This window comes from Brevibacillus sp. SIMBA_040 (assembly GCF_046535075.1).
Classification (GTDB): Bacteria; Bacillota; Bacilli; order Brevibacillales; family Brevibacillaceae; genus Brevibacillus.
Genome location: NZ_JAWRXI010000023.1, coordinates 44,809 through 67,473, shown reverse-complemented (window position 1 = coordinate 67,473; position 22,665 = coordinate 44,809). Strand labels below are relative to the sequence as shown.

21 protein-coding genes are annotated in these 22,665 nt (G+C 46.1%); 9 read left to right on the top strand and 12 right to left on the bottom strand.

All coding sequences use genetic code 11. The features are described 5' to 3' along the window. Positions 1–5 precede the first annotated feature (5 nt). Together SB752_RS27805 and SB752_RS27800 are read left to right on the top strand one after the other, a co-directional pair. Positions 6–1,274, top strand: a complete 1,269-nt coding sequence (locus tag SB752_RS27805; RefSeq protein WP_410718706.1) for a copper amine oxidase N-terminal domain-containing protein — start codon at positions 6–8, stop codon at positions 1,272–1,274. Between the two features lie 226 nt (positions 1,275–1,500). After that, complete coding sequence (locus SB752_RS27800) at positions 1,501–1,926, top strand: VOC family protein (RefSeq protein WP_410718705.1); 426 nt, start codon at positions 1,501–1,503, stop codon at positions 1,924–1,926. Between the two features lie 102 nt (positions 1,927–2,028). On the opposite strand, the gene SB752_RS27795 is transcribed toward SB752_RS27800, so the two are convergent. Then, a complete protein-coding gene (locus SB752_RS27795; RefSeq protein ID WP_410718704.1) occupies positions 2,029–2,985 on the bottom strand; it encodes a helix-turn-helix transcriptional regulator in 957 nt (318 codons plus the stop codon). Positions 2,986–3,088: 103 nt separating this feature from the next. Between SB752_RS27795 and SB752_RS27790 the strand changes: the two genes are divergently transcribed. After that, entirely contained in the window at positions 3,089–4,030 is a 942-nt protein-coding gene (locus tag SB752_RS27790) for a Gfo/Idh/MocA family protein (RefSeq protein WP_410718703.1), read from the top strand. 61 nt (positions 4,031–4,091) lie between these two features. Here SB752_RS27790 and SB752_RS27785 read toward each other — a convergent pair whose 3' ends face one another. From SB752_RS27785 to SB752_RS27750, 8 genes are all read right to left on the bottom strand, one after another. Beyond that, positions 4,092–5,477: a glycosyltransferase family 4 protein gene (locus SB752_RS27785; protein WP_410718702.1), complete on the bottom strand. Its 1,386-nt coding sequence runs from the start codon at positions 5,475–5,477 to the stop codon at positions 4,092–4,094. 22 nt (positions 5,478–5,499) lie between these two features. Next, positions 5,500–6,006, bottom strand: a complete 507-nt coding sequence (locus tag SB752_RS27780; protein ID WP_410718701.1) for a PIG-L family deacetylase — start codon at positions 6,004–6,006, stop codon at positions 5,500–5,502. A gap of 150 nt (positions 6,007–6,156) precedes the next feature. Continuing rightward, positions 6,157–6,885, bottom strand: a complete 729-nt coding sequence (locus SB752_RS27775) for a DsbA family oxidoreductase (RefSeq protein ID WP_410718700.1) — start codon at positions 6,883–6,885, stop codon at positions 6,157–6,159. 135 nt (positions 6,886–7,020) lie between these two features. Beyond that, a complete protein-coding gene (locus tag SB752_RS27770) occupies positions 7,021–7,662 on the bottom strand; it encodes an ABC transporter ATP-binding protein (RefSeq protein WP_410718699.1) in 642 nt (213 codons plus the stop codon). Then, positions 7,659–9,314: an ABC transporter permease gene (locus tag SB752_RS27765; protein ID WP_410718698.1), complete on the bottom strand. Its 1,656-nt coding sequence runs from the start codon at positions 9,312–9,314 to the stop codon at positions 7,659–7,661. The genes SB752_RS27770 and SB752_RS27765 overlap by 4 nt, the downstream gene beginning before the upstream one ends. 2 nt (positions 9,315–9,316) lie before the next feature. Further along, entirely contained in the window at positions 9,317–10,441 is a 1,125-nt protein-coding gene (locus SB752_RS27760; protein WP_410718697.1) for a Fe(3+) ABC transporter substrate-binding protein, read from the bottom strand. 120 nt (positions 10,442–10,561) lie between these two features. Next, complete coding sequence (locus SB752_RS27755) at positions 10,562–11,986, bottom strand: HAMP domain-containing sensor histidine kinase (protein ID WP_410718696.1); 1,425 nt, start codon at positions 11,984–11,986, stop codon at positions 10,562–10,564. Next, positions 11,983–12,660: a response regulator transcription factor gene (locus SB752_RS27750; RefSeq protein WP_410718695.1), complete on the bottom strand. Its 678-nt coding sequence runs from the start codon at positions 12,658–12,660 to the stop codon at positions 11,983–11,985. Before SB752_RS27750 ends, SB752_RS27755 begins: the two co-directional genes overlap by 4 nt. Before the next feature lie 227 nt (positions 12,661–12,887). Here SB752_RS27750 and SB752_RS27745 point away from each other — a divergent pair, with 227 nt between their 5' ends. Continuing rightward, positions 12,888–13,424: a superoxide dismutase family protein gene (locus SB752_RS27745; RefSeq protein WP_410718694.1), complete on the top strand. Its 537-nt coding sequence runs from the start codon at positions 12,888–12,890 to the stop codon at positions 13,422–13,424. Positions 13,425–13,524: 100 nt separating this feature from the next. Here the strand turns inward: SB752_RS27745 and SB752_RS27740 are convergent, their stop codons facing one another. Further along, positions 13,525–15,003: an Lsa family ABC-F type ribosomal protection protein gene (locus SB752_RS27740; protein WP_410718693.1), complete on the bottom strand. Its 1,479-nt coding sequence runs from the start codon at positions 15,001–15,003 to the stop codon at positions 13,525–13,527. A 400-nt stretch (positions 15,004–15,403) separates the two neighbouring features. Between SB752_RS27740 and SB752_RS27735 the strand changes: the two genes are divergently transcribed. After that, on the top strand, positions 15,404–16,861 hold the full coding sequence (locus tag SB752_RS27735; protein ID WP_410718692.1) for a copper amine oxidase N-terminal domain-containing protein: 1,458 nt from the start codon (positions 15,404–15,406) through the stop codon (positions 16,859–16,861). A 60-nt stretch (positions 16,862–16,921) separates the two neighbouring features. Here SB752_RS27735 and SB752_RS27730 read toward each other — a convergent pair whose 3' ends face one another. Together SB752_RS27730 and SB752_RS27725 are read right to left on the bottom strand one after the other, a co-directional pair. After that, positions 16,922–17,770, bottom strand: a complete 849-nt coding sequence (locus SB752_RS27730; RefSeq protein ID WP_410718691.1) for a 1,4-dihydroxy-6-naphtoate synthase — start codon at positions 17,768–17,770, stop codon at positions 16,922–16,924. Then, positions 17,771–18,430 carry a futalosine hydrolase gene (locus SB752_RS27725; protein ID WP_410718690.1) on the bottom strand — a complete coding sequence of 220 codons (660 nt, stop codon included), beginning with the start codon at positions 18,428–18,430 and terminating at the stop codon, positions 17,771–17,773. Positions 18,431–18,592: 162 nt separating this feature from the next. Between SB752_RS27725 and SB752_RS27720 the strand changes: the two genes are divergently transcribed. The 4 genes from SB752_RS27720 (at position 18,593) to eutH (ending at position 22,570) form a co-directional block, all read left to right on the top strand. After that, a complete protein-coding gene (locus SB752_RS27720; protein ID WP_410718689.1) occupies positions 18,593–19,381 on the top strand; it encodes a class I SAM-dependent methyltransferase in 789 nt (262 codons plus the stop codon). 350 nt (positions 19,382–19,731) lie between these two features. Next, on the top strand, positions 19,732–20,331 hold the full coding sequence (locus SB752_RS27715; protein ID WP_410718688.1) for a nitroreductase family protein: 600 nt from the start codon (positions 19,732–19,734) through the stop codon (positions 20,329–20,331). A 269-nt stretch (positions 20,332–20,600) separates the two neighbouring features. After that, on the top strand, positions 20,601–20,801 hold the full coding sequence (locus tag SB752_RS27710) for a cold-shock protein (protein ID WP_049736835.1): 201 nt from the start codon (positions 20,601–20,603) through the stop codon (positions 20,799–20,801). A gap of 491 nt (positions 20,802–21,292) precedes the next feature. Then, a complete protein-coding gene (gene eutH / locus SB752_RS27705; protein WP_410718687.1) occupies positions 21,293–22,570 on the top strand; it encodes an ethanolamine utilization protein EutH in 1,278 nt (425 codons plus the stop codon). The last annotated feature ends 95 nt before the right edge of the window (positions 22,571–22,665 follow it).

Here is a 22,665-nt window from a genome sequence, read left to right as displayed (position 1 = left end):
ATCATATGAAAAAAAGTCACATGATTGCTGTCTCCTGTTTATTGGCAACCAGTCTAGTAACAGGTACAGCAGCAGCGCAGTCAGACAAATACAAAGAGTCTGGCAAAAATTCGGAAGCATCCGAGAAGTACGAGAAAAAGGAGAAAGAGAAGCAGCAGGAAAAGGCTGAAAAAGAAGCGAAAAAAGCCAAGGAAGAGCAAGAGAAACAGCAAGAAAAGGCTGAGAAAGAGGCAAAAAAGGCCAAGGAAGAGCAAGAGAAGCAGCAAGAAAAGGCTGAGAAAGAAGCAAAAAAGGCCAAGGAAGAGCAAGAGAAGCAGCAAGAAAAGGCTGAGAAAGAAGCGAAAAAAGCCAAGGAAGAACAAGAGAAGCAAGCTGAAAAAGCAGCTAAGGATGCCAAAAAAACTCAGGAAGATTTAGAGAAGCAAGCTGAAAAGAACGCCAAAGAGGCGAAAAAAGCCCAGGAAGATCTGGAGAAGCAAGCCGAAAAAGCGGCTAAAGAAGCAAAAAAGGCACAAGAAGAGGTAGACAAGCAAGCAGCAAAAAAAGCAGCCACTAAATCCGATACGTACGGCAATTATAAAAAATATGAAGGCCTGCTAAAAGCAATCGAGCGTGTGCAGGACAAGCCTGCTGGAGCAGCCGTTGCTGAAATGCTGAAAGCAAAATACGAGATGCTCCTCACACTGGACCAACAGAAGCAGCTTGGAGGCGTAAGTGAGAAGGATTCGGCATTGTGGGCGGCTGCTGGAATCCTGGAAAAAGACGGAAATCTGACAGATGCAGCTTCTATGGGCAAGGAAGCTTTGCGTGCCAACTACAAGGATATTGCAGCCTACAAGAAGCTTGGGCTCTTGTATAAAAAGCTGGGCAAGCAAAATCTGGGTCTGTACGTGAACGGTGAAGAGCTGGAAGCAGCCCCTATTTTGCACAACGGCAGAACACTCGTGCCGTTTCGTTCCATTTCCGAAGCTTTGAAGGCAGAGGTCAACTGGAATCCGGCAGATAAATCGGTCACTGTTACCCGGGGCGGTGTTGTCGTAAAGCTCATCATTGACAATAAGATCGCTTACGTCAATGGAAAAGAAAAAGTACTCGACATTCCAGCAACCCTCGTCGAAGGAACCACTGTTGTCCCTAGCCGTTTTGTGAGCGAGGCATTGAATGCCGAAGTTCAATGGGAGCCGGAAACAGGTGCAGTGATCATCATCGACAAGGATGCTACGGAAAATACAGAAGCTTCTGCGACAACCGAAGCAAGCGCAGACCCGCAATAATATTCCTTCAATATGAACAAAGTGAACCACCGACCAGCTCGGTGATTTCTTCTTACATACAAAAATGCTTTCCTACTTCGTCAAATGTCTATTCTTCTCATCAATAATCTTTACAAAACAATAATTGCAAACATACGTTCCGTGTATTAAAATAAGCTTGTGGGTAATATTGGTATATGAAACTTCCAACATACCCTAAATCAGAGTGACCAAGGAGGACTTTATCATGTCATTGCGCTTGACCCCTTATGTTGTGCTGGATGGAGACACGAGAGAAGCGATTGCATTCTACGAAAAAGCATTGGATGCCAAGGTTGTTTTTGTTCAAACTTTCGCTGACATGCCGGCAAATCCTGATTTCCCTCTTCCAGACGAAGCAAAAGACCGCGTGGCACACGCATCGTTAAAAGTTGGCGATTCCGACTTGATGTTCTCTGATTCATTCCCTGGTCAATCGATTTCAAAAGGTGATCAAGTAACCATCTGTATCGTATCTGATGATGTTGAGAAATCCAAACGAATCTTTGATGCCTTGCAAGATGGCGGTCAAGTACATATGCCGCTGCAAGAAACTCATTTTAGCCCTGCATACGGAAATGTGAAGGACAAGTTCGGCATCACATTCCAAATCTTCACAGAGGGCAACCAGTAATTCCAAATCAACGGCTCTGATCGCCTCTAACGCATCAGAGCCGTTTTTCTACCTGTCCAAAAGGAGGATTCAAAAAAGATGAACATTCCTGAATCGTGCTTTTTATGTATACTGACGCAGCATTTCCTTGACCTTTTCTTTGGCAAAATCTCGCAGCAGCGCTGGCTCGATCACTTCGATATGACCGAGCCAATCGACTATTTCCTGGCAGGCTCTTTCGTGACTGTACCAGTTGATGGCGAGCAGCAAATAATCCTCTGCCTGTCGTGATTCAATCACCTCCAGCTTTTGCATAATTGCTCTCTTCGACTCATGCAGCTTGACCGTAACTGGATAAAACTCCTTCGCCCTGCAGTCTTGTTTGAAAAGCACTCCTTGCTTATTCCAATGATCCTCTAGTGAAAATGCCTCCGGAATCTCATACGGCTCCTCCACCTGTTTAGCCGCAATGACTCTCTCACATTTAAACGTCCGTAATTCGCCTATGTCTTCGCAAAAAGCTACGAGGTACCAGTCTGCTTTTTTCACCACAAGTCCATACGGGTGGACGAGGCGTGTGGAGCAATCGCCGCCTACTTTTTGATAGGTAATACGCAGCTTCCAGGAACGCCACACTGCTGCTCGCATCGCTTCGAGACACGGAATCACCGCTCGCTCTGTCCACCACGGCGTATCATCAAAATAGAAGCGAGTTTTTGCTTTCTCGATATCGTCCTGGTAGATCTCCGGCATCGTTTTTTCCAGCTTTAACAGCGCATTTTTTAATTTCAATCCGGTCTCGGTCTGTCCTCCAGTATAAATACCCATGCCCGTTAAATAGAGATGAATGACTTCCTCGCCGTTCAGCTGCTTCAGATTAACTGTATATCCATCCATCAGCTTGATGCCTCCGTTTGGACCGGATCGCGCCACAATCGGGATTCCCGCTTCTGCCAGCACATCCACATCCCGATAGATCGAGCGCACAGAAGTCTCCAAAGCATGTGCGAGGTCTTTTGCTTTCATCTGGCCCCTTGACTCGATGAGCAATAAGATCGCGATCAATCGATGTAATCTCATCCCACACCTCCGACTTCACTCTACCACTCCTCTCCATCTTCTATTCCTGACAATCAGTTGTCAACAATTGTACGCTACGATAGGGAAAAAGGAGATGGTATAAATGAATATCGGCATTTTAGGAACAGGATTCGGCTCATATCATGCGCGGCTATTCAAAGAGATGAAGGAAATTGATCGGGTTGTAGTCTTTGGCCGAAATGAAGAAAAACTGCACGAGCTGAAAGAAAAAGTTGGAGTCGAAACAACTAACCAAATGGATACCATCATGTCGGACCCGGAAATTGACCTGATTGATATTTGCTTGCCATCTACGCTCCATAGACAATACGCAATAGAAGCAATCGAGAGAGGCAAGCATGTTTTTTGCGAAACTCCGGTATGCTTCACTCTAGAGGATGCTGAAGCGATGCTCCAAGCCCAAGAACGCTTTGCCAAAACGATTTTTGTCAATCAATTTATCAAGTTTGATCCAGCCTACGCCTATCTACACACCGTAAACCAACAGCAAAAATACGGTCACCTCCTCTCTCTTTCCCTGAAAAGAGAAACCGCTCCCCTGTGGGGTGATCTAGGTCTGGACTCGATTACACTGAACCTCATGATTCATGAACTGGATTTTGTCACCTGGATATTGGGGACTACGGATAACGTAGAGGTGTGGGGGCAAGAAACAGCGGACAAGCAGCAATCACTCGTACGAGCAGTATTTGACTATTCAAAAGCCCTCGCTGAAGTCATCGCTTCCTCTCAAATGCCGCGTTCTCATCCGTTTACCATTAGTTATGAAGCCTACTTTGAACGGGCAAAGCTCGTCTATCACGAAACCGACGAAAACGGAGAAACCCATTCCTGCTTGTATGCATACACACAGACGGGAAGAGAGGAGATTGCGCTTGTGCCTGCCGACCCGTACCAAAAGAGTCTGGAGCATGCGATCTGGTGCATTCAAAATCATCAAGAATCGACGCTCTCTCTGCGAGATGCGGTTCTGTCATTGAAAACAGCGCTTGAACTGAAGACACGCTTGCAATTTAAACGTTAGAAAGCGATAAAACCGTACAAAAAAAGAGACAGTGTCAGCTGTCTCTTCTTCCACTCATAGATTAACGTGCATGCCTCTTCATTTTGCGAACCAGCTGCCTATCTGGAATCGTATAGTCACGTGGCAATGAAGCAAGGATAGCCTTCCACACTTCCGGTTGCTTCCCCTTTTTGGCATATCGTTTATAAATCGTCGCAAAAGACTTTGCTTTCGGGTCAGGATGGTTCTCAGTTTGCTGGCTGGCTCCTGTTTCGAATGTTTGCTGGTAAAGCTCCAGCGTCCGTCTGACCATCAGCTCGATCGGCCATTGTTCTCTTCCCCAACGTTGTGCTTTTCCAGACAGTCGATTTGCCAGATCATGATCGTCCATGATCCGCTTTATGTTTCGATAGAGCGGTTCACTCGCTCCGACTGGTGATAGCAGTCCTGTTTCCATATGAGTAACAACCTCTGGCATACCGCCTGCATCCGTTACGGCAATAGGCAAGCCCGCGAGCTGCGCTTCCATCACTGCAAATCCGAGTGTTTCTAAAAAACTCGGCAAAACAAACATGTCTGCTTGCTTGAGGATACTCGGTACGTTCTCCTGGGCGCCGACAAACATAACTTGCTCCTGCAATTGCAAGTGATTCCTTTGTTTTATCAATTTTTTACGCATGTAACCGTCACCGACCATCCAGCAGACCCAATCTTTTCGTTCCTTGGTCAGTTTCGCCAAAGCTTTGAGCAAAGTCTCATGTCCCTTTTCTCGAGCGAGACGCGCCACACAGGCGATATGAAATATTCCGTCTCGTCGCTCCAGCGGTGGCGGCTGCTTCATCCGCTGCTTAAAAAGCTCAATATCTATGCCATGGGGAATCACATGGATTCGCTCTTTATCCGTGTGATAATCATCAAGTAGTGTCGTTTTCAACCAGTTGGATGGGACGATGAGACGATCAGCTGCTTTTACCGCGAGAGATTCCTCGGCGGCTACATACTTCCACTTATACGTACGGGGTGCACGCTCCTGTAAAACAAAGGTTTCTCTTGTATTCGAGCAATGAAAAGTACTGATTAACGGGATATGCTTCGGCTTCACCCTACTTATGGCTCGTGTCGATTCTGAATCATGGGTATGGATCAGGTCATATTGCTCCAGACCGAAATAAGCTGCAGCCAATTCAAAATTATAACGAAAGATCTCCCTTGAGAGTAACCATGATTTAGGCTCGTTCCAATGCTTCTCGTAATAATGATGGACGACTTTTTTCACAATGTCTGAAATGGTTGCGATCCTCACAGCTTGATCTGAATCGAGCAAATAATATTTTTTCTCATCTTGATCGGCAGCAAGAATCGAAACAGAGTGCCCTTTTTTCTCCAGTGATCGCTTCAATTCCTCCACATATGTCCAAATTCCTCCAACATGGGGGAGGCTATAGCAGTATGCAATTAGAACCTTCATGGACTCTCCTCCCCAATGTTCTTCATCTCACCTTTTTTAAAGCCTCATATTTGATTTCTTTTTTATAAGCTTTTGTTATCCATTTTTGGGTTCTATAAAACTTCAGCATTTCTCGCTTCTTTTTTAACAGCTGGGATGGCAGCTTTTTTTTGCCTTTTTTAAATACGTACAAATTTTTCTTCACCAGAGAGTGCATGATCTTGGACAAGGCAATATGCTGGGTGTGACCATACTCCCCTTTTTTATTGTGAGTAACAATTTTTTTATACTTATTTGATTTCAGCGCTTTTTTCAGCTTTTTCTTTAAAGCCTTTTTCCTAAAGGCCCCCTTCCATTTATCTTTAAAACTCCAGATTTTATATTGGGCTCCGGCAAATTTCATTGCCCGAATGAATTCTTCTTTTCTTTTGGAATTATCACCGTTGGTCACACAAATAACTGTCCAGCCCGGTTTTTTTAATAGTTGTGCTCCACCAAAGATACTTTCATCATCAGGGTGAGCAACAACCATTAATTTGTTGTATTTCATGCCTCCACCCCCGAACTCATTACCACGTCTTTCCATATTATGCCGTTGATCTTTAAGTGGTCTAGATAGGTACCTACGTAACCAATCTGATAACAAAAAAGAGTCAATTTCCCCCAAAAGGAAATCGACTCTCTTCTTATACACGGTTACTTATATTTTGCAGGAGCCATCTGAGCAATTATCATTTTCACCAGATGTCTCTTTCTTTTCATCTGGTTGAACGAATTGCAAGGTAGGAGCAGCGCTTTCTTCCTCCCACACTTTGTTTAGCACGTTGAAAAAGACCTCGCCTGGCTGTGCACCGGATACGGCATATTTGTCATTAAACACAAAGAACGGAACAGCATTGATGCCCAAAGCAGCGGCTTTTTGCTTGTCTGCCTGTACATGCTCGCTGTATTCATCCCCTGCCAGCATCGCCAGCGTCTGTTCCTGATCCAAACCGATTTCAGCAGCCAGCTTTGCCAGTACCTGATGATCGCCCAAGTGCAGCGAGTCGGTAAAATAAGCTTTTAACAGACGTTCGATCATTTCTGCCATTTTCCCTTGCGAATTGGCATAGTGAGCGAGTCGATGAGCGTCAGCCGTATTGGTCGGGATCATCGTGTCAAAATGATATTCTAAGCCTACTTCTTTGGCCTGCTGTGCTACTTGTTCCGTCATGCCCTTTGCTTTCTCCACAGGCATTCCGTATTTGGCCGCCAAAATGTCGTAAATGGTTTCATTGGTATCCCGTTTGGCATGCAGGTCCAGCTCGAAGCTGCGGAAAATTGTCTCCACCTTTTCTTTATGCGGGAATTGACTCAGGGCTGCCTCAAAGCGTCTTTTCCCAATATAACAAAACGGGCAGGCAAAATCAGACCAGATCTCTACTTTCATACGTACTTCTCCTCCTATGTGATGGCCATCTATACCCACAAGATGCCCGGAAACAGTAATCTCTACCAGTACATTATACAACAACTCCCCCGCAAGCCTTGCACTTTGGAGAGGGAGTCTGTTCTTTGCTTGGCACTAGCGTGTGATTCGAATGATTCGATCACATATTGTCTGGGCATCTTCTTTGTCATGTGTAACCAAAATGGAGGTAATGTTAGCTGCTCGCAGCAACTGCTTTAATTCTTCACGTATTTTGTTTTTTAGCTCTGCATCCAGATTGCTGAAGGGCTCATCCATCAAAAGAATCGCCGGTCGCGGAGCCAATGCCCGGGCAAACGCAACACGCTGCTGCTGCCCGCCGCTCAGCTCATGCGGATATCGCTTGCTGTACTCCTGCATCTGTACTAGCTCCAGCATCTCCGTCAGACGCAGCCCGCGCTCTTTTTTAGATAATCCGTGCAATCCAAATAAAATATTTTGTTCGACCGTCAAATGAGGAAATAGCGCGTAGTCCTGAAAAATCATACCGACTCCACGTCGCTCCGGCTCTACGAATTGGCGCTGATCAACTAACGTGCGTCCGCCAATCACAATGCGTCCTGTCCTCGGCTCCTCTAGACCTGCGATCAGCCGCAGCAGGGTGCTTTTGCCGCAGCCACTCTGTCCCAATATCCCGACAATCTCTCCCTGCTCCATCCGCATCGTAAACTCTTGTATGACATTCTGACTCCCTGTTCCATAACCAAACGATATCTCTTCCATTTGAAAATAAGTCATTTTGCTTGTTTCTCTCCTAACCAGTGATAGAAAAAAACAGAGACAATTCCAACGGCAATAATACAGAGGGACGGAATCGAGGCTTGGTGAATTTGTTCGTCGCTGGCATACTGGTACGCTTTTGTCGCCAATGTCTCGAAATTGTATGGACGCAGCAGGAGCGTGAGCGGCAGCTCCTTGATGATTTCCATGAATACTAAAACAAAGCCGGTGAAAACCGCCCCTTTGATCAAAGGCAAATCCACTTTAAAAAAGGTTCGTGTCATACCCAGCCCGAGCAAACGTGAGGCTTCTGAGTAGCGGTTTCCTGTTTTCTCAAAGCCTGCCTCCACAGCGTTATAGCCAACCGCAAGAAAGCGGATGATGTAAGCAAAAATCAGCATGAACAAGGACATACTGAGCACCAGCTTACCCTCGCCAAGGCCCAGCCACCCATATACGCCGCTCAGCTTTTGATCGACTGAGATGACTACAGCGAGCACGCCAATGGACAAAACCGCTCCAGGTATGGAATAGCCCATGGAAATAAAGCGGGTCAGCATGAGCGAAAAGGTAGAGCCACGAGCGTAGCGAATGACGTTTGCTACGATAACCGCCAGCAGCATCAAAATGAAAATCGAAACAATAGAAACAGACAATGTATTGAAAAGGAGCTCCGTAAAGCCTGAGTTCCATACGTCTTCATACGTCCACGTCGCCCATACGACGAGTTGAATCACAGGAATCAGAAAGGACAAGGACACCACCACGAGCCCTAAAGCCATTGCCGCCCATTTCCACACACCCTTTAGCTGGCGGCGTTTGAGTGGGTTCATCTTGCTTGTCGGAGAGCTGAATTTTTTACGCTTGCGCAGCAGCCTTTCGATGACGAACAATCCGATAATAAAGCTCATCAGCCATGCTGCCAAACGGATCGCCGAATCTACGTCGAACATCCCAAACCACGTTTTGAAAATCGCAGTCGTAAACGACGATATCCCAAAATGCTTCGTGACCCCAAAATCGTTGAGCACTTCAAAAGCGACAAGACTTGCACCGCCGACAATCGCCCCTTGGGAGAGTGGCAGGACAATCACGAAAAATGTATGAAACGAATTTTTCCCCAGCAATCTTGCATTTTCAATAAAAGCTGCACTCTGCTTCTCTAAAAATGTTTTCGTGATGAGGTACACGTACGGAAATAAAAACAAGGTAAAAATAAAAATGGCACCCTTCATCGACATGATGTCGAAGTAGCGCTGATCAGGGGTCCAGCCGAATGTATTGCGCAGGAAGGTTTGGACACTTCCCGTATAGCTGAGCATGTCACCGTACGTATAGGCTGCAATATAAGGCGGAATCGCCAACGGTAGCACAAAAGCCCAGTTAAGAAAGCGGCGCAAAGGGAAATCATAGGCCGCTATTAACCAAGCTAATGTCACGCCGACGATGATCGTACAGGCGCCGGTCCCGAGCACAAGCCATAGCGATTGCAGGGCGTAATCGACCAGCATGTATTCTTGGATGTGTTGCCAGTTTTCATTTTCTTTTTGAAAAAGTCCGAACAAAATATAAAGAGACGGAAGAAGGGCCAAGAAGGCCCCTATTACGCTCAGCGTTACCCATCCATTCATATTCCGTTTCAAATTTCTCAAGAGCGCTGATCCGATCATGCTTATTTCCAGCCCGCTTTATTCAGCAATTCAACCGCTTTTTTGTTATGCTCACCCAGCTTGGCAAAATCGAGCTGCTGTGTTTTGAATTCGCCCCACTCTTTTAGCAATGCTGGCTTGTCAGCCTCCGGGTTCACAGGGAATTCAAAGCTGCCTTGTGTCAGCATGGTTTGTCCTTCTTTACCCGTGACGAATTCGATCAGCTTTACCGCATTGTCTTTATGCTTGGAATGCTTCGCGAGGCCGACACCACTAATATTCAGATGTGTGCCAGTCGTATTCTGATTCGGGAAGAAGACCCCGATGTTCTCAGCGACCTTCACTTCTTCAGCGTCTTTGGAATGCAGCATCTGTCCTACATAGTACGTGTTCATGATGGCAACATCGCCAACCTTGGCTGCGATCGCTTTTGCCTGATCCCGGTCTCCGCCTTCAGGCTTTCGTGCAAAGTTGTTCACCAGATTTTTTGCCCATGCGTCAGCCTCTTGCTCACCATTCAGCTCGATAAAAGAAGCAACCAGTGACTGGTTATACAAATTGGAGGAGGAGCGTACCAGCACTTTTCCTTTCCATTTGTCGGTGGCCAGGTCTTCATACGTAGACAGCTGTTCTGGCTTCACCCGATCTTTGGCATATACGATAACCCGTGCACGTGTCGCCATCCCGATCCATTCGTTGTCTTTATCCCGCAATTCTTTCGGTACATTTTTGTCTACGTCGGCAGATTGAATCGGTTGAAGCACGCCATTTTGCTTCGCGTAGTTCAACACACCGCCGTCCACGGTTATGAACAAATCTGCCTCGGAGCTCTCTCCCTCCCGCTTCAAGCGTTCAACCAGCTCCTCCGCTGTGCCCTTTACTTCATTTACTTTGATGCCTGTTTGCTTGGTGAATTCAGCGAATACCTTGCTGTCTACATCGTAATGTCTTGCCGTAAATACGTTGACGACTTGCTCTCCGTCTTTTTTTGCTGGCTCCGTTGCGTTTGAGCCTGCCGCATTGGCATCGGCCTTTGGCTGTGATGTAGCTGTATTATTGTTCGCTGCCTGATTAGCGCCACAGCCAGCCATGAATGGCAAGGTCATCATCGTAAAAAGCATGAGTCCTAGTATGGATTTTTTTCTCATGAAGCTGATCTCTCCATTCTCGTACGAATTTAATAATGAAAATCATTGTCAATTAGTTCAACGATGACTATTGTATCTGACGAAAATGAGAAAACGCTGTGAAAATCAAAAAAACATTTTCTACGAGAATATTCCCTCTTCTACTACGATTGGCAGCAGAAAAGAAACTGTCGTTCCTTTTCCTTCTATGCTTTGGATCGTTAGCGATCCGTTGTATTTTTCCACCAGGCGCTTGGCGATAGACAGCCCTAGTCCATGCCCGCTTTGCTCACTGCTTCTCGACTTGTCCACACGATACAGCCGGTCCATAACATACGGCAAATCCTGCTCAGGAATTCCTATACCTCTGTCACTGATAGAAATACGAGCTGATTGCTGCCACAAAACGGCGCTGATCTCTATCCGCCTGCTCTCCCCAGAATATTTCACCGCATTGTCTAGCAAAATGAGCAAAATCTGCTCCAAATGCTCTTCGCCTACTGCCAAGGTCATCCCTTCTAATGCATCTACGTCCTCTGCGAACTGAAAGGACGGGTGCAGCACAGCAATATTGCGGATGATTTGGCGAATCGCTTGAGCTGGATGGGGCAGTCTGGCCTCACGTTCTTGTAATTCCTGCTCCGCCCGCGTGAGCTCCAGCATCTCCTGAACCAGCCCTTTGAGACGTGTCAGCTCTTGAATCGATGCGTGCAGGGATTCCTCCAGCACAGCCGGATCGTTTTTTCCCCACCGCCGTAACATCGCCAAATGTCCTTCGATAATCGCAAGTGGTGTTCTCAGCTCATGCGAGGCATCCTCGACAAACAGCCTTTGCTGCCTAAAAGACCGCTCTACCTGATCCATCATTTTATTAAACATTTTCATCAGGCTCGCGATTTCATCCTGATTATCGTAAAACTGGACACGCTCCTGAAGTCCTTTTTGTTTTATCTTGCGGATCGTCTCATTCATCGATTGCAGAGGCTTGAGCAGTTGACGCGCGAGCAATCTGCCACCCAATCCACTGATCACGACCGCCCCCAAACAGCCAAACGCCATGACCTGAAACAAGGCTTCACTGAGCTGTTCATATGTTTGCATGTCTTTTACAATCTCAACCGTACCCGTAAATTGAAAGATCGTAATCGGGCCACTTCCCATCACGAGGTTCCCGTCTACATAATCGGTTGTCGCGTGGTCATAGTGAAAAACAGGGACGGACTGGAGCCTTTTGTTTTGGTAATCGTCGTACACGACCATCAGCGTATTCCCGTCTTCATCCAGGATGCGAATGAGCTGGTCTTTTTGATTGATTCGTTCCAGAAAGCCACGAATTTCGGCTAATTCCGTTTCTTTAAACGAAAGCTCTTTTTCTAACGAGTAATTGATGATATCACGCATCGTTTGTTGGAGCATCTGCTCTTCTTGCTTCATCATCCACCGTTCGATAAAGAAATACTGAAACGCATTGTAGGCAACAAACACGAGAAACAAGAGCACAGAAGACCAGATTGTCAGTCTCCACTTGATGGGAATCCGCGAAAAGGAAAGGAGGCTTCTCTTCATTTTCTCATCACGTAGCCAATGCCACGAACGGTTTGAATATAGCTCGTCTCCTTGGGGCTATCGATTTTATTGCGCAAATAGCGTACGTACACATCTACCACATTGGTTTCTACTGCCGCTTCGAATCCCCACACATTGTCCAGCAGCATATCTCTGGCCAATACCCGGTTCATATTTTTCATGAAGGTGACGAGCAGGTCATACTCTCTCTTGGTCAGATCAATTACTTGATCGCCTTTTCTAACGACTCTCGCATCCAGATCGACCTGCAGCTCTTTATATGTCAATAAAGGCCGCTGAATGGCCTCCTGCTCTTCCTGCCTGCGAAATACAACCCGCATTCGCGCCAGTAGTTCTTCAATGGCAAATGGCTTTGGTATATAATCGTCGGCACCACTGTCCAGTCCCGATACACGATCCGTAATACTGTCTCTTGCGGTCAGCATTATAATCGGTGTCTTTTTCCCTGCTCGTATTTTTCGGCACACTTCCAGCCCGTCTACACCAGGGAGCATCAGGTCCAGCAGGATGACATCCCATTCTTCCTTCAGTGCCAAATCCAATCCTGTTTTTCCGTCATAGGCAACCGTGATGTGAAAAGCCTCATGACGCAGCTCCAGCTCAATAAAGCGAGCCATATTTTTTTCATCTTCAATCAGCAAAATTTTTTTCATCCTCGACCCGCCTTTTCTATACTCCTCGCCTTGAGTCCATCTGATTGTATTTGATAATCATTTTCACCGTCAATTGATTTGTCCCTGTTTCCTATCTACAAAAAAAGGGACCAATATTGGCCCCTTCTCCGTTTAGTCCGCGATATAGTGAATGACTCAGGAACACACCGCCTACTGGGCACATAGGATAAAATCAGTACGATCCTAACTAAGAGGTGAAGTGTGTCATGTACGGATATCAACCATACGGGTACGATCATGGATTCTATCCGCAAACCGTATCCTCCCAATATGCGCAGGAGCCGACTCAATCCTATGCCGAAATCCACGGCGGTCCCTTCGCGCCAAATTTGAACGGCTATGTCGTATTTACCGATGTGCCGTATGGGACTGATGTGTACGTAGAGGTGAGCGGACTCCCCACTTTTCAGCCTGCCTCCGGGGATAGACCGCAAATCGGGCCATTTGGTTTCCATGTGCACGATAAAGGGGTTTGCACCATAGGAAATCCCGATGATCCGTTTACCTCAGCAGACGGACATTGGAACCCGACCCATCAGCCCCACGGCAATCATGCTGGCGACTTTCCCGTACTTTTCTCCAATAATGGCTATGCACGAATGAATTTTTTCACGAATAAATTCAGTGCGGCAGATGTCATCGGAAAATCCATTATCATTCATCAAAGCCCGGACGACTTTCGGTCACAGCCAGCAGGCAACAGCGGCAAGCGGCTCGCGTGTGGCGTTATCCAAGCAGGGTAGATAGGCCGATAGCAAGTGATCGCATGAAAAAGCGACAGCCTCGGACGCAAAAAAGATGCTCCGGGACTGTCGCTACTTTTATTTACGGGACTTTCCAAACCTACAGCTCAATTACCTTCGTCGCGATATTTTTGCAAAACTCACTGTCATGCTCCACAAATAGAATGGTTGGAGAGTGCTCAAGCAGCAGCTCTTCAATTTGCATGCGCGAGATGACATCGATAAAATTCAGCGGTTCATCCCAAATATGCAAATGAACTTTCTCGCAAAGGCTTTTGGCAATCAGCACCTTCTTTTTCTGACCGCCGCTGTATGCGGAAATATCCTTTTCGAATTGGACTCTGGAGAAATCAAGCTTTCTCAAAATCGCTTTGAACAGGCTTTCGTCAATCCCGTTGTCTCTGGCGTAGTCTGTTAAGTTGCCTCGCAAATGTGAAGTATCCTGGGAGACGTACGATATTTTCAGCTGACTTCCTTTTCTGAACGTGCCCGTATAGCTCAGATCCACACCGCATATCAGCTTGATGATGCTTGATTTGCCAGAACCATTTTTTCCTGAAAGCGCAATCCGCTCTCCCTGCTGAATTGAAAAATTGACGTTCTTGCACACGTCGTTCGCCCCATACGAAATTGACACATTTTCGAGCTCAACAAGCTGGTTTTTATGGTAAGCAAGCTGTGAGATCTTTAGACTGTCCTGTTTTTCGATATTTTTCAGGAGCTTGGATTTTTCATCGATGGCAGAATGCTGTCTTTGCTCGATTGATTTTGATCGCTGCATCATTTTTGCAGCCTTGTGACCGATATATCCTTTGTCTACCTTGGAACCGGAATTTCTCGTCCCGTTTTTCGTTTTTTCCACTTCATCTGACCAATGACTCGTTCGTTTCGCCGATTCTGACAAACGCTTGATGTCTTTTTTCAGCTTTTCGTTCTCTGCAAGCTCAAAGTTATCTTGGCGCTGCTTGTTTTCCCACCAATCGGAGAAATTTCCTTTTTGCACCTCGATGTTCGTCCTGTTGATGGAGAGAATGTGGTCCACGCAATTATCCAGAAAGGATCGGTCGTGAGATACCAGGATAAATCCACTTTTGCTTTTGAGATAATTACTGACAAGCTTTCTTGCATGCATATCCAGATGGTTCGTAGGTTCATCAATGAGCAAGAAGCTATTTTCCTTTAGAAATAACGCTGCCAAGAGCACCTTCGTTTGCTCCCCGTTGGACAAGGTATCAAAAGGTCGATATAGAACCTCCTCCGAAACCCCCAGCAAAGATAGCTCGCGCATGAGCTCCCAGTGAACGTAGTCAGGATGAACGTCGGCGATTACATCCATTGTATTGTTTTCCTTGTTTGCAACCGGAAAAGGGAAATACTCGAATTGGACATGGGCAGAAATCGTTCCGCTGTAGTCGTATTTACCGAGCAGCAGGTTCATGAATGTCGTCTTCCCCCGACCATTTCTTCCTGTAAATCCAAGCTTCCAATCTGTATCGATTTGAAAGCTCACATTTTCAAAAATGTTATCGAAGCTACCCTCGTAGGCAAACGTCAGGTTTGTAACATTAATTAATGACATAGAGTTATCCCCCTGTAAAAAAATAGAAAAGCTACAAGAAAGTTACTTTCTTGTAGCTCAAATAAATACAGCAAATCTAACCCATTACTGGCGTCAGATAAGGATATATTGAGTGAAAGATAAAGTAACCTTCTTGCATATAAGAAATAAAACAGGCGAAACGTATCGCTTTTTTGTTTTATTTTATAAGCAAGATTTGATTACATTATCCACTTCAGCTCCGTTCATTTAGTTACACGTATTTTATCATACCCAATTTCTAATTTCTACAATAAAATTAAGAGCATTCCAGTCCGTACCATGTTTTAACCTTTTAAAAAGTGGGTAAATAGACCCAAACGGCATAGATCGTTGTACTGATCAATATAGACTGCCTACTTTATTAAAGGGGATAAACAGCATGAAATCTTTTACAAAATGGTTTGGACTGCTCATGGCTTGTCTACTCTTGTTCTCCACATTCGGCCCGAGCCGAGCAGACGCATTCTGCTATGTGACACGCAATTATTTGCCACCATTATTTGGTGAAGTTGATTACGATGAGTACGAGGGACTGACTGCGTATATCGAGGCAGAACCTGCTTTTACCGAATTTATGTACCTGGTTGCCACAGATTCGCGGGGAAATGAAAAAGCGCGTATCCGCATTACTTCCATTGATGAATCAAAAATCTTTACGGCTCCTGCTACAGACAGGGAAGGTAAAGAAATAGAAGTGAAGATAAAATCCGGTTGGATTCATGTACCGCAAAAGAGTCTGAAACTGCCGGCAGGGGATTATGAATTCTATTTGGAGGTTAGCAACTACGATCATCGCCCCGAGACAACGTCCGGGAATAAATTAACGGGAGTTATAACAGATACCCAGTGCGGTCGTGCTACTCTGCAATCCGATTCGTACGAAATCACTATAGAAGAGATTCCCAACTCTGATTTTCCTGGTTATATCGACATCAAAGAAGACAATATTTTGATTAACCTCAATCTGACAGCCGAATATGCAAAAGCAAAGTTTTCACTTCTCATCATCGACGAAAATGGCAAGGTCGTGAAACGCACCACTCTGGGAACAAAGAAACAGCAATTTTCATCGCGCAGCATATCACTTAAACCGGGCACATACAAGGTGCAGCTGGAGATGACGCTCTCTGGTAAAACAACCTTGTCGAATGCAATAACCTGGGTGATTCAGAGCGAATTTATCGACCTCGGCTTAGGGGTGGGGCAATCCTTCCCAGGCAACATCACGATTAGTTCATCTGGTGTGATCACGATTACATTGCGCGGGAAACAAGATGTTCTGGATCAGTACGACTTTTACTTTATCGTACGGAATACAGATGGAAAAGAAGTTCGCCATTTGCTAATCGATCCGAAAAATCCATCTCTCGTTGCGAAAAATTTGAACTTGCCTACGGGACGCTATACACTTTCGCTGTCGATTTACGATCGTTTCAGCCAACAAACGATTCATTCGGAAGCAACCTACTACACGGTGAACCTGTCAGGCCAAATCATCGTATTTATCGATGGTCAATTGCAAACCTACAACAAGCCGCCAGTCAAAATCAACTCCAGAGTGCTGGTTCCTATGCGTGCAGTGTTTGAGGCATTCGGCGCAAAAGTAGACTGGGATGAAGCAACGGAAAGTGTCACGGCAACGACAGATGGCGATGTCATCAAGCTGACGATCGGCTCCAAGACCGCTTACAAAAACGGGCAGCCAATTACGATGGACGTGCCTGCCATCTTGTATAATAACCAAACGACCATGGTTCCCATTCGCTTTGTCAGTGAAGCACTTGGGGCTACGGTAAGCTGGGATAACTATTCCAACTCCGTCATTATCAGTAAATAATATAAACAAAGCGCGGGAGCCTGATACTCCTGCGCTTTTTCATGATTTATAGCTTTTTGTCTACCAGCGTAACAAGGACAAGTCAATCTGAGGAACAAGTCCCTGCTCTCCCGCTCTACCGAGCAAAGCGGTAATCGCCCCGTAGCCGTCCTCGCCCAAATCACGTGTAAATTCGTTTACATATAAATCGATATGTGCTTTGGCAACCTCCAGTGAAAGCTCCTGAGCATGACACATCACATAATCCTGCGATGCCTGCGGGTGAGCCCACGCATACTCGACAGAAGCACGCGTCCAATCGGTCAATGCCTGCAAATCCATTGATCTGCGTGCGATGATAGCACCTAGCGGAATCGGCAGCCCTGTATCAGCCTCCCACCAATTCCCGAGATCAGTCATGAGTGCCAAGCCATAGTTTTGGTACGTGAATCGTGCTTCATGAATAACGAGTCCCGCATCGATTTTGCCGTCACGAACGGCTGGCATGATTTCATGGAAAGGCATGACGACAATTTCGCCTACCCCGCCAGGTACGTTCTGTGCAGCCCACAATCGGAACAGTAAATAAGCGGTCGAGCGCTCGCTGGGCACCGCTACTCGTTTTCCTGACAAACGGGCTGGATCATTCTGATCGGTACCCAAACCATTTCCTTGGGTCAAAACAAGTGGTCCGCACCCTCTGCCCAAGGCACCGCCGCATGGCAAGAGCGCATAGTCTTTTACTACCCACGGCAGAGCCGCATACGAGATTTTCATAACCTCTGGACCCTCTGCCTTTGTGGCCAATGTATTCGTAATATCGATGTCAGCATACATAATGTCGAGCTGCGGCGCTCCAGGAATCAGTCCGTGCGCCCAGGCATGAAAAACAAACGTATCATTTGGACATGGTGAAAACGCAATTTTCATCTATAGCACCTCCTGTAATACTGTACTGGCTTTTTCCAGAGCAATCAGCGCGTCCTTGATGCGCCACGCTGATTTATCGCGCGGGCCAATCGCATTGGATACCGCCCTGATTTCCAGGATCGGCAAGCTGCGCTGCTGGGCGGCAATCGCTACCCCGTAGCCTTCCATGGCTTCCCCAGCTGCATCCGGCATACGCTTTGCCAGTGCCGCTGCCGTTTCTGCTGTCCCGGTAACGGTTGACAGAGTAAGCACCTGCCCCATTTTGACGGGCAAGCTTTTGGACGCTATCGCTTCGGTCACTTGTGTCGCGAGCTCTTTGTCCACTGCAACACGCGCTGATCCAAATCCTAGCTCGTCTACATCACAAAAACCGTCTGCTGTCTCGGCACCCAAGTCCGCACATATGATTTCACTTGCCACTACCAATGAACCGACCTCGGCTCGTCCACTAAAGCCACCGCAAATGCCGGCGCAAATAACCAAATCGTACTCGTTTGTTGCCAGCATGCTTGCCGTACTCGCTGCGGCACACGCTGGTCCCACGCCTCCAACCAGAAGCGTAAATCTATTGTCATCCTGCAGCCCGCGCAAAACCGCATCACGCTCCGCTTCGACCGACGTCACCACCAGCACGCGTCTTTTCTGTTGATCCGTCTCCATGTAACCCGCTCCCCTCTCCAATTTGTCTTGTGTCCAGTCTTGCTTCCACCTCCAACGTTATCGCTACTTTCACTCCATGTAAAGTTGTTTAGAGAGTTTGTCAAAACATAGGAAAATAATTACAATAGAACCTTCAGACAACTATTTCCAAAGAGGTGACAAATGAATCCACCTTTAACTAACCCAAAAAACCACCCTGACTGGATCGCACCACATTCGCTCAACTGGTACGCACAGCTAGCGAATTTGACAGGAGAATATGTATACCCGTGGCGCTCTACTATTGCCGAACCGAATGGCGAGTCGCTTTTTACCCAAGAAGTCGCTTGTATGGTACAGAATAAAAAAGTGCTCGATATCGGTTGCGGGCACGGCGACTTCACCCTTCGCTGGGCTGTGGAGGCGAGTGAAATAGTTGGAGTCGATGTGACCGATCATTTTGTGCAATCAGCCAAAGAAAGGACACAGCCTAACGTTTCCTTTGTAATAAGCAACACGAAAGAGCCGCTCCCTTTTGCAGTAGGAGAATTTGATTGTGCATATAATCGCAAAGGCCCCACCTCCGCGTACCTGCACTGCAAACAAGTCATCAAAGCAGGTGGTCAAATTCTCGGGCTGCATCCGGCAGATCAGCTATTCGCCGAATTACCTGAATGGTTTCCCGATTTATTCGAGCCACATCCAAGTAGAACACCTATCCTCGATCAACTACAAGACAGACTGCGCCAGGCTTCCTTTTCCCACGTAGATATTGAATCGGTAACAAGCACGGAATTTATTCTTTCTCCACTCGATGTCATCAAGCTACGTTGCTTCGGCCAGCAGCCTTGCGTAACTGAGCAGGCAATTGCACAGCATCTAGAGTCGGTTCAGCGCATTTTTGATCAGCATACGACGGTAAACGGCTTGCCAGTCACTTTCGCTCATTACTTCGTCCGAGTCATCGTGTAGAAATCACTTTCCTAATTGAAGGAATCTAATATGTCATGGAGCGAACGCTGAGGTACCTTGCCATGCGCTCCAAAAGTCATAAGCGCCTCGCGCTTGTAAATTCTTATACGTTAAAAATCCGATCCCATATGAAGAGGATCGGTTTTCTTGGTTTTTCTTCTTTTCGCAGCTCTTTTTGTAAAAGTGCATTGAAAAATTTGTAAATGTAACTTTAATAAATATAGTTACTTGACATTGAAAAGTTTATTACTTACACTAGGTTACGAAAAGTAAACTCAAAAAAACACCGCATAATAATCGCAATTCCAAAGCATCATGTTAAAAGAAAAAAGTCTCTGGAGGTATGTATTATGGGAAAAGATTTCTTGACAGCCTTAAAAGACAGAAGAAGCTACTATGGAATTAGCAAAGAAGCAGTTGTATCTGACAGCCGTATTCAAGAGGTCATCAACGAAGCGGTTAAGCATACTCCTTCCGCTTTTAACTCCCAAAGTGCTCGTGTAGTTGTACTGCTCGGTGAACAGCACGACAAGCTTTGGAATATCACGAAAGAAACCTTGCGTAAAATCGTACCTGCTGACAATTTTGCTTCGACCGAAGAAAAAATGAATGCATTTGGCAGTGGCTATGGTACTGTTCTTTTCTTTGAAGATCAAAGTGTCGTAGAAGGCTTGCAAAAACAATTCGAGCTGTACAAAGACAACTTCCCGATCTGGTCCCAGCATTCTTCGGGTATGCTTCAATTTGTTGTTTGGACGGCTTTGGAGAACGAAGGCTTCGGCGCAACACTGCAGCACTACAACCCATTGATTGACGAAGAAGTACAGCAAACCTGGAACGTTCCAAGCAACTGGAAACTGATTGCCCAAATGCCTTTTGGCAAGCCGACCTCCGAGCCAGGCGAAAAACAGTTCCAGCCACTAGAGGACCGCGTAAAATTCTACTCCTAAGAACTACTATTTGGGAGGTAGCATACGACGACGAAATGGTACGATGCCGTTTTGTCGTCGTATTGCATTTCCCTGCAAAAGTGCTGTTTTATTCGATTGCTTTCCGCTAATGACTATGGTAAAATTCAGTTAAACAAAAGATTTTTTTAAGCGTTCACATATTGTAAAGGGTTTACATTTATGTTTGAACCTTTTCCAATGTGTGAATTTTTATTTTATCCACAAATAAAAGTTGCATATTCATTTTAATTTTTTTGGAGGTAACACCCATGCAAACAGGTACAGTAAAATGGTTCAACGCTGAAAAAGGCTATGGCTTCATCGCAGTTGAAGGCGGAAACGATGTATTCGTTCACTTCAGCGCAATCCAAGGCGACGGTTTCAAATCCCTTGAAGAAGGCCAACGCGTTGAGTTCAACGTAGTTGAAGGCAACCGTGGACCACAAGCTGAGAACGTTGTAAAACTGTAAACAGCACTCACAAAGCTGCCCCTACTTATCTAGGGGCGGCTTTTTTTGTGTGTATTTTTACATGTCGGGAGGCTCACGAGTACATTGGCAAGCAGGCATCACTATTGGTTTTCATATGTAAAAAATTCATACTTTCTCCCTAAGAGGCAGTTGACAATCTACACACCTAACCATATAATCACGTTATAATGCAGATTAAAGCAACGGCGCTTTAGAGAGCATGAATTTTTTGACAACACGTATGATTTTCGTAGACCCGGTATTCTAGCCTTTATTTTTAAAATCGTTTGAAAGCGGTTGCAGTTTGTTTACCAAACAAGTATCTGTAAACAAGTTCATACAAATAAGCAAAGGCGCTTAGGTCATTCTCGGTCACGAGATCCTAAGCGCCTTTTTACGCGGTCTCCCTCCATAATGAGGCCTCGATATGGGTATCTTGTAAAGGGAATTATGACCGTATTGTTTACATCCTGAAAAAGGTGGGGTTTTCTGTGGAACACATTGGAAGTGTCATTATCTACATTATTATGTTATGTGCAGTCATTGGGGCTATTGCCGCGATCCGCAATAGCGACGAAGGACTCGGAAAAGAGTTCATGGAGGGGATTCACTCTACTGGTTATATCTTTGTACCCGCTGCCGGTATTATGGCCTCCCTGCCGTATATTTCCTGGTTCGTAGAAAAAGCGGTTTCTCCCATCTTCCATAAGATCGGTGCGGACCCTGCTCTTGCCGCTACCGCCATTCTTGCCAGTGACATGGGCGGATATCAATTGGCAAACATCCTGAAGACCAGCACCGAGGGTTGGGTTATGGCTATGGTGGTTGGTTTCATGGCTGGTGCTACTATCGTATTCTCCATCCCGATGGGTCTTGCGATGCTCGATAAACGCGACCACAAATATATGGCGCTCGGTGTCATGTCCGGTATTTTGACTGTTCCAATCGGTGCTTTCATTACAAGTGCGATTCTTTCTTTGACAAACGCTCAAGTGCGTGCTGAAATCGCTTCAAATGGTGATTCTACTTATGCTTTTACTATCGGAATCGGACAGGTTCTGCTGAATCTATCCCCGATCCTGATCTTTGTATTGGTAATCGCTGCCGGTCTGCGCTTCTTACCAGACCTGATGATTCGCGGATTCATGATCTTCGGTAAAACAATGGATGCTGGTATCAAGCTGGTACTCGTTTTCTCCATCGTTCAACACTTTACTGGAATTTTCTCTACCATCTTTGGTGCTTGGGGCTTCGACCCGATCATCGCCGATCCTGCTGACCAATACCGCGCCTTGGAAACAGCCGGTTACATCGGTATCATGCTGGCAGGTGCCTTCCCGATGGTATACTTGCTGCGTAAATACTGTGCGAAGCCACTGGAAGCATTGGGTATGAAATTAGGTTTGAGCTCTACAGGTAGTGCTGGCTTGCTCGCTACCATCGCAAACATTTTGGCGATGTTCCGTCTCATACGTTCCATGCCGCCAAAAGACAAAGTAATCAACATCGCGTTTGGTGTGTGTGCTGCCTTCTTGCTCGGTGACCACCTGAGCTTCTCGGCTAACTTCCAGCCAAACATCATCTTGCCGGTACTGCTCGGTAAATTGGGTGCTGGTGTAATCGCGATCGCTCTCTCCTACTGGCTGTCCGTACCAAAAGCACTGGAATTGGAAAAACAAGACCGTGCTGCTGGTATCATCGGACCGGATGAATACTTGGAAGACAAACCAAAAGCAGCTGCTTCTGAAGTAGCGGCTACAAAAGAATAAATCAGAAAAGAAGGAGCTGTCCTGCAGAGGGACGGCTCCTTTTTCCTGTAAAAACAACGTCTGAAAACGAGAGGCTGTACATAATGTGTATTGTG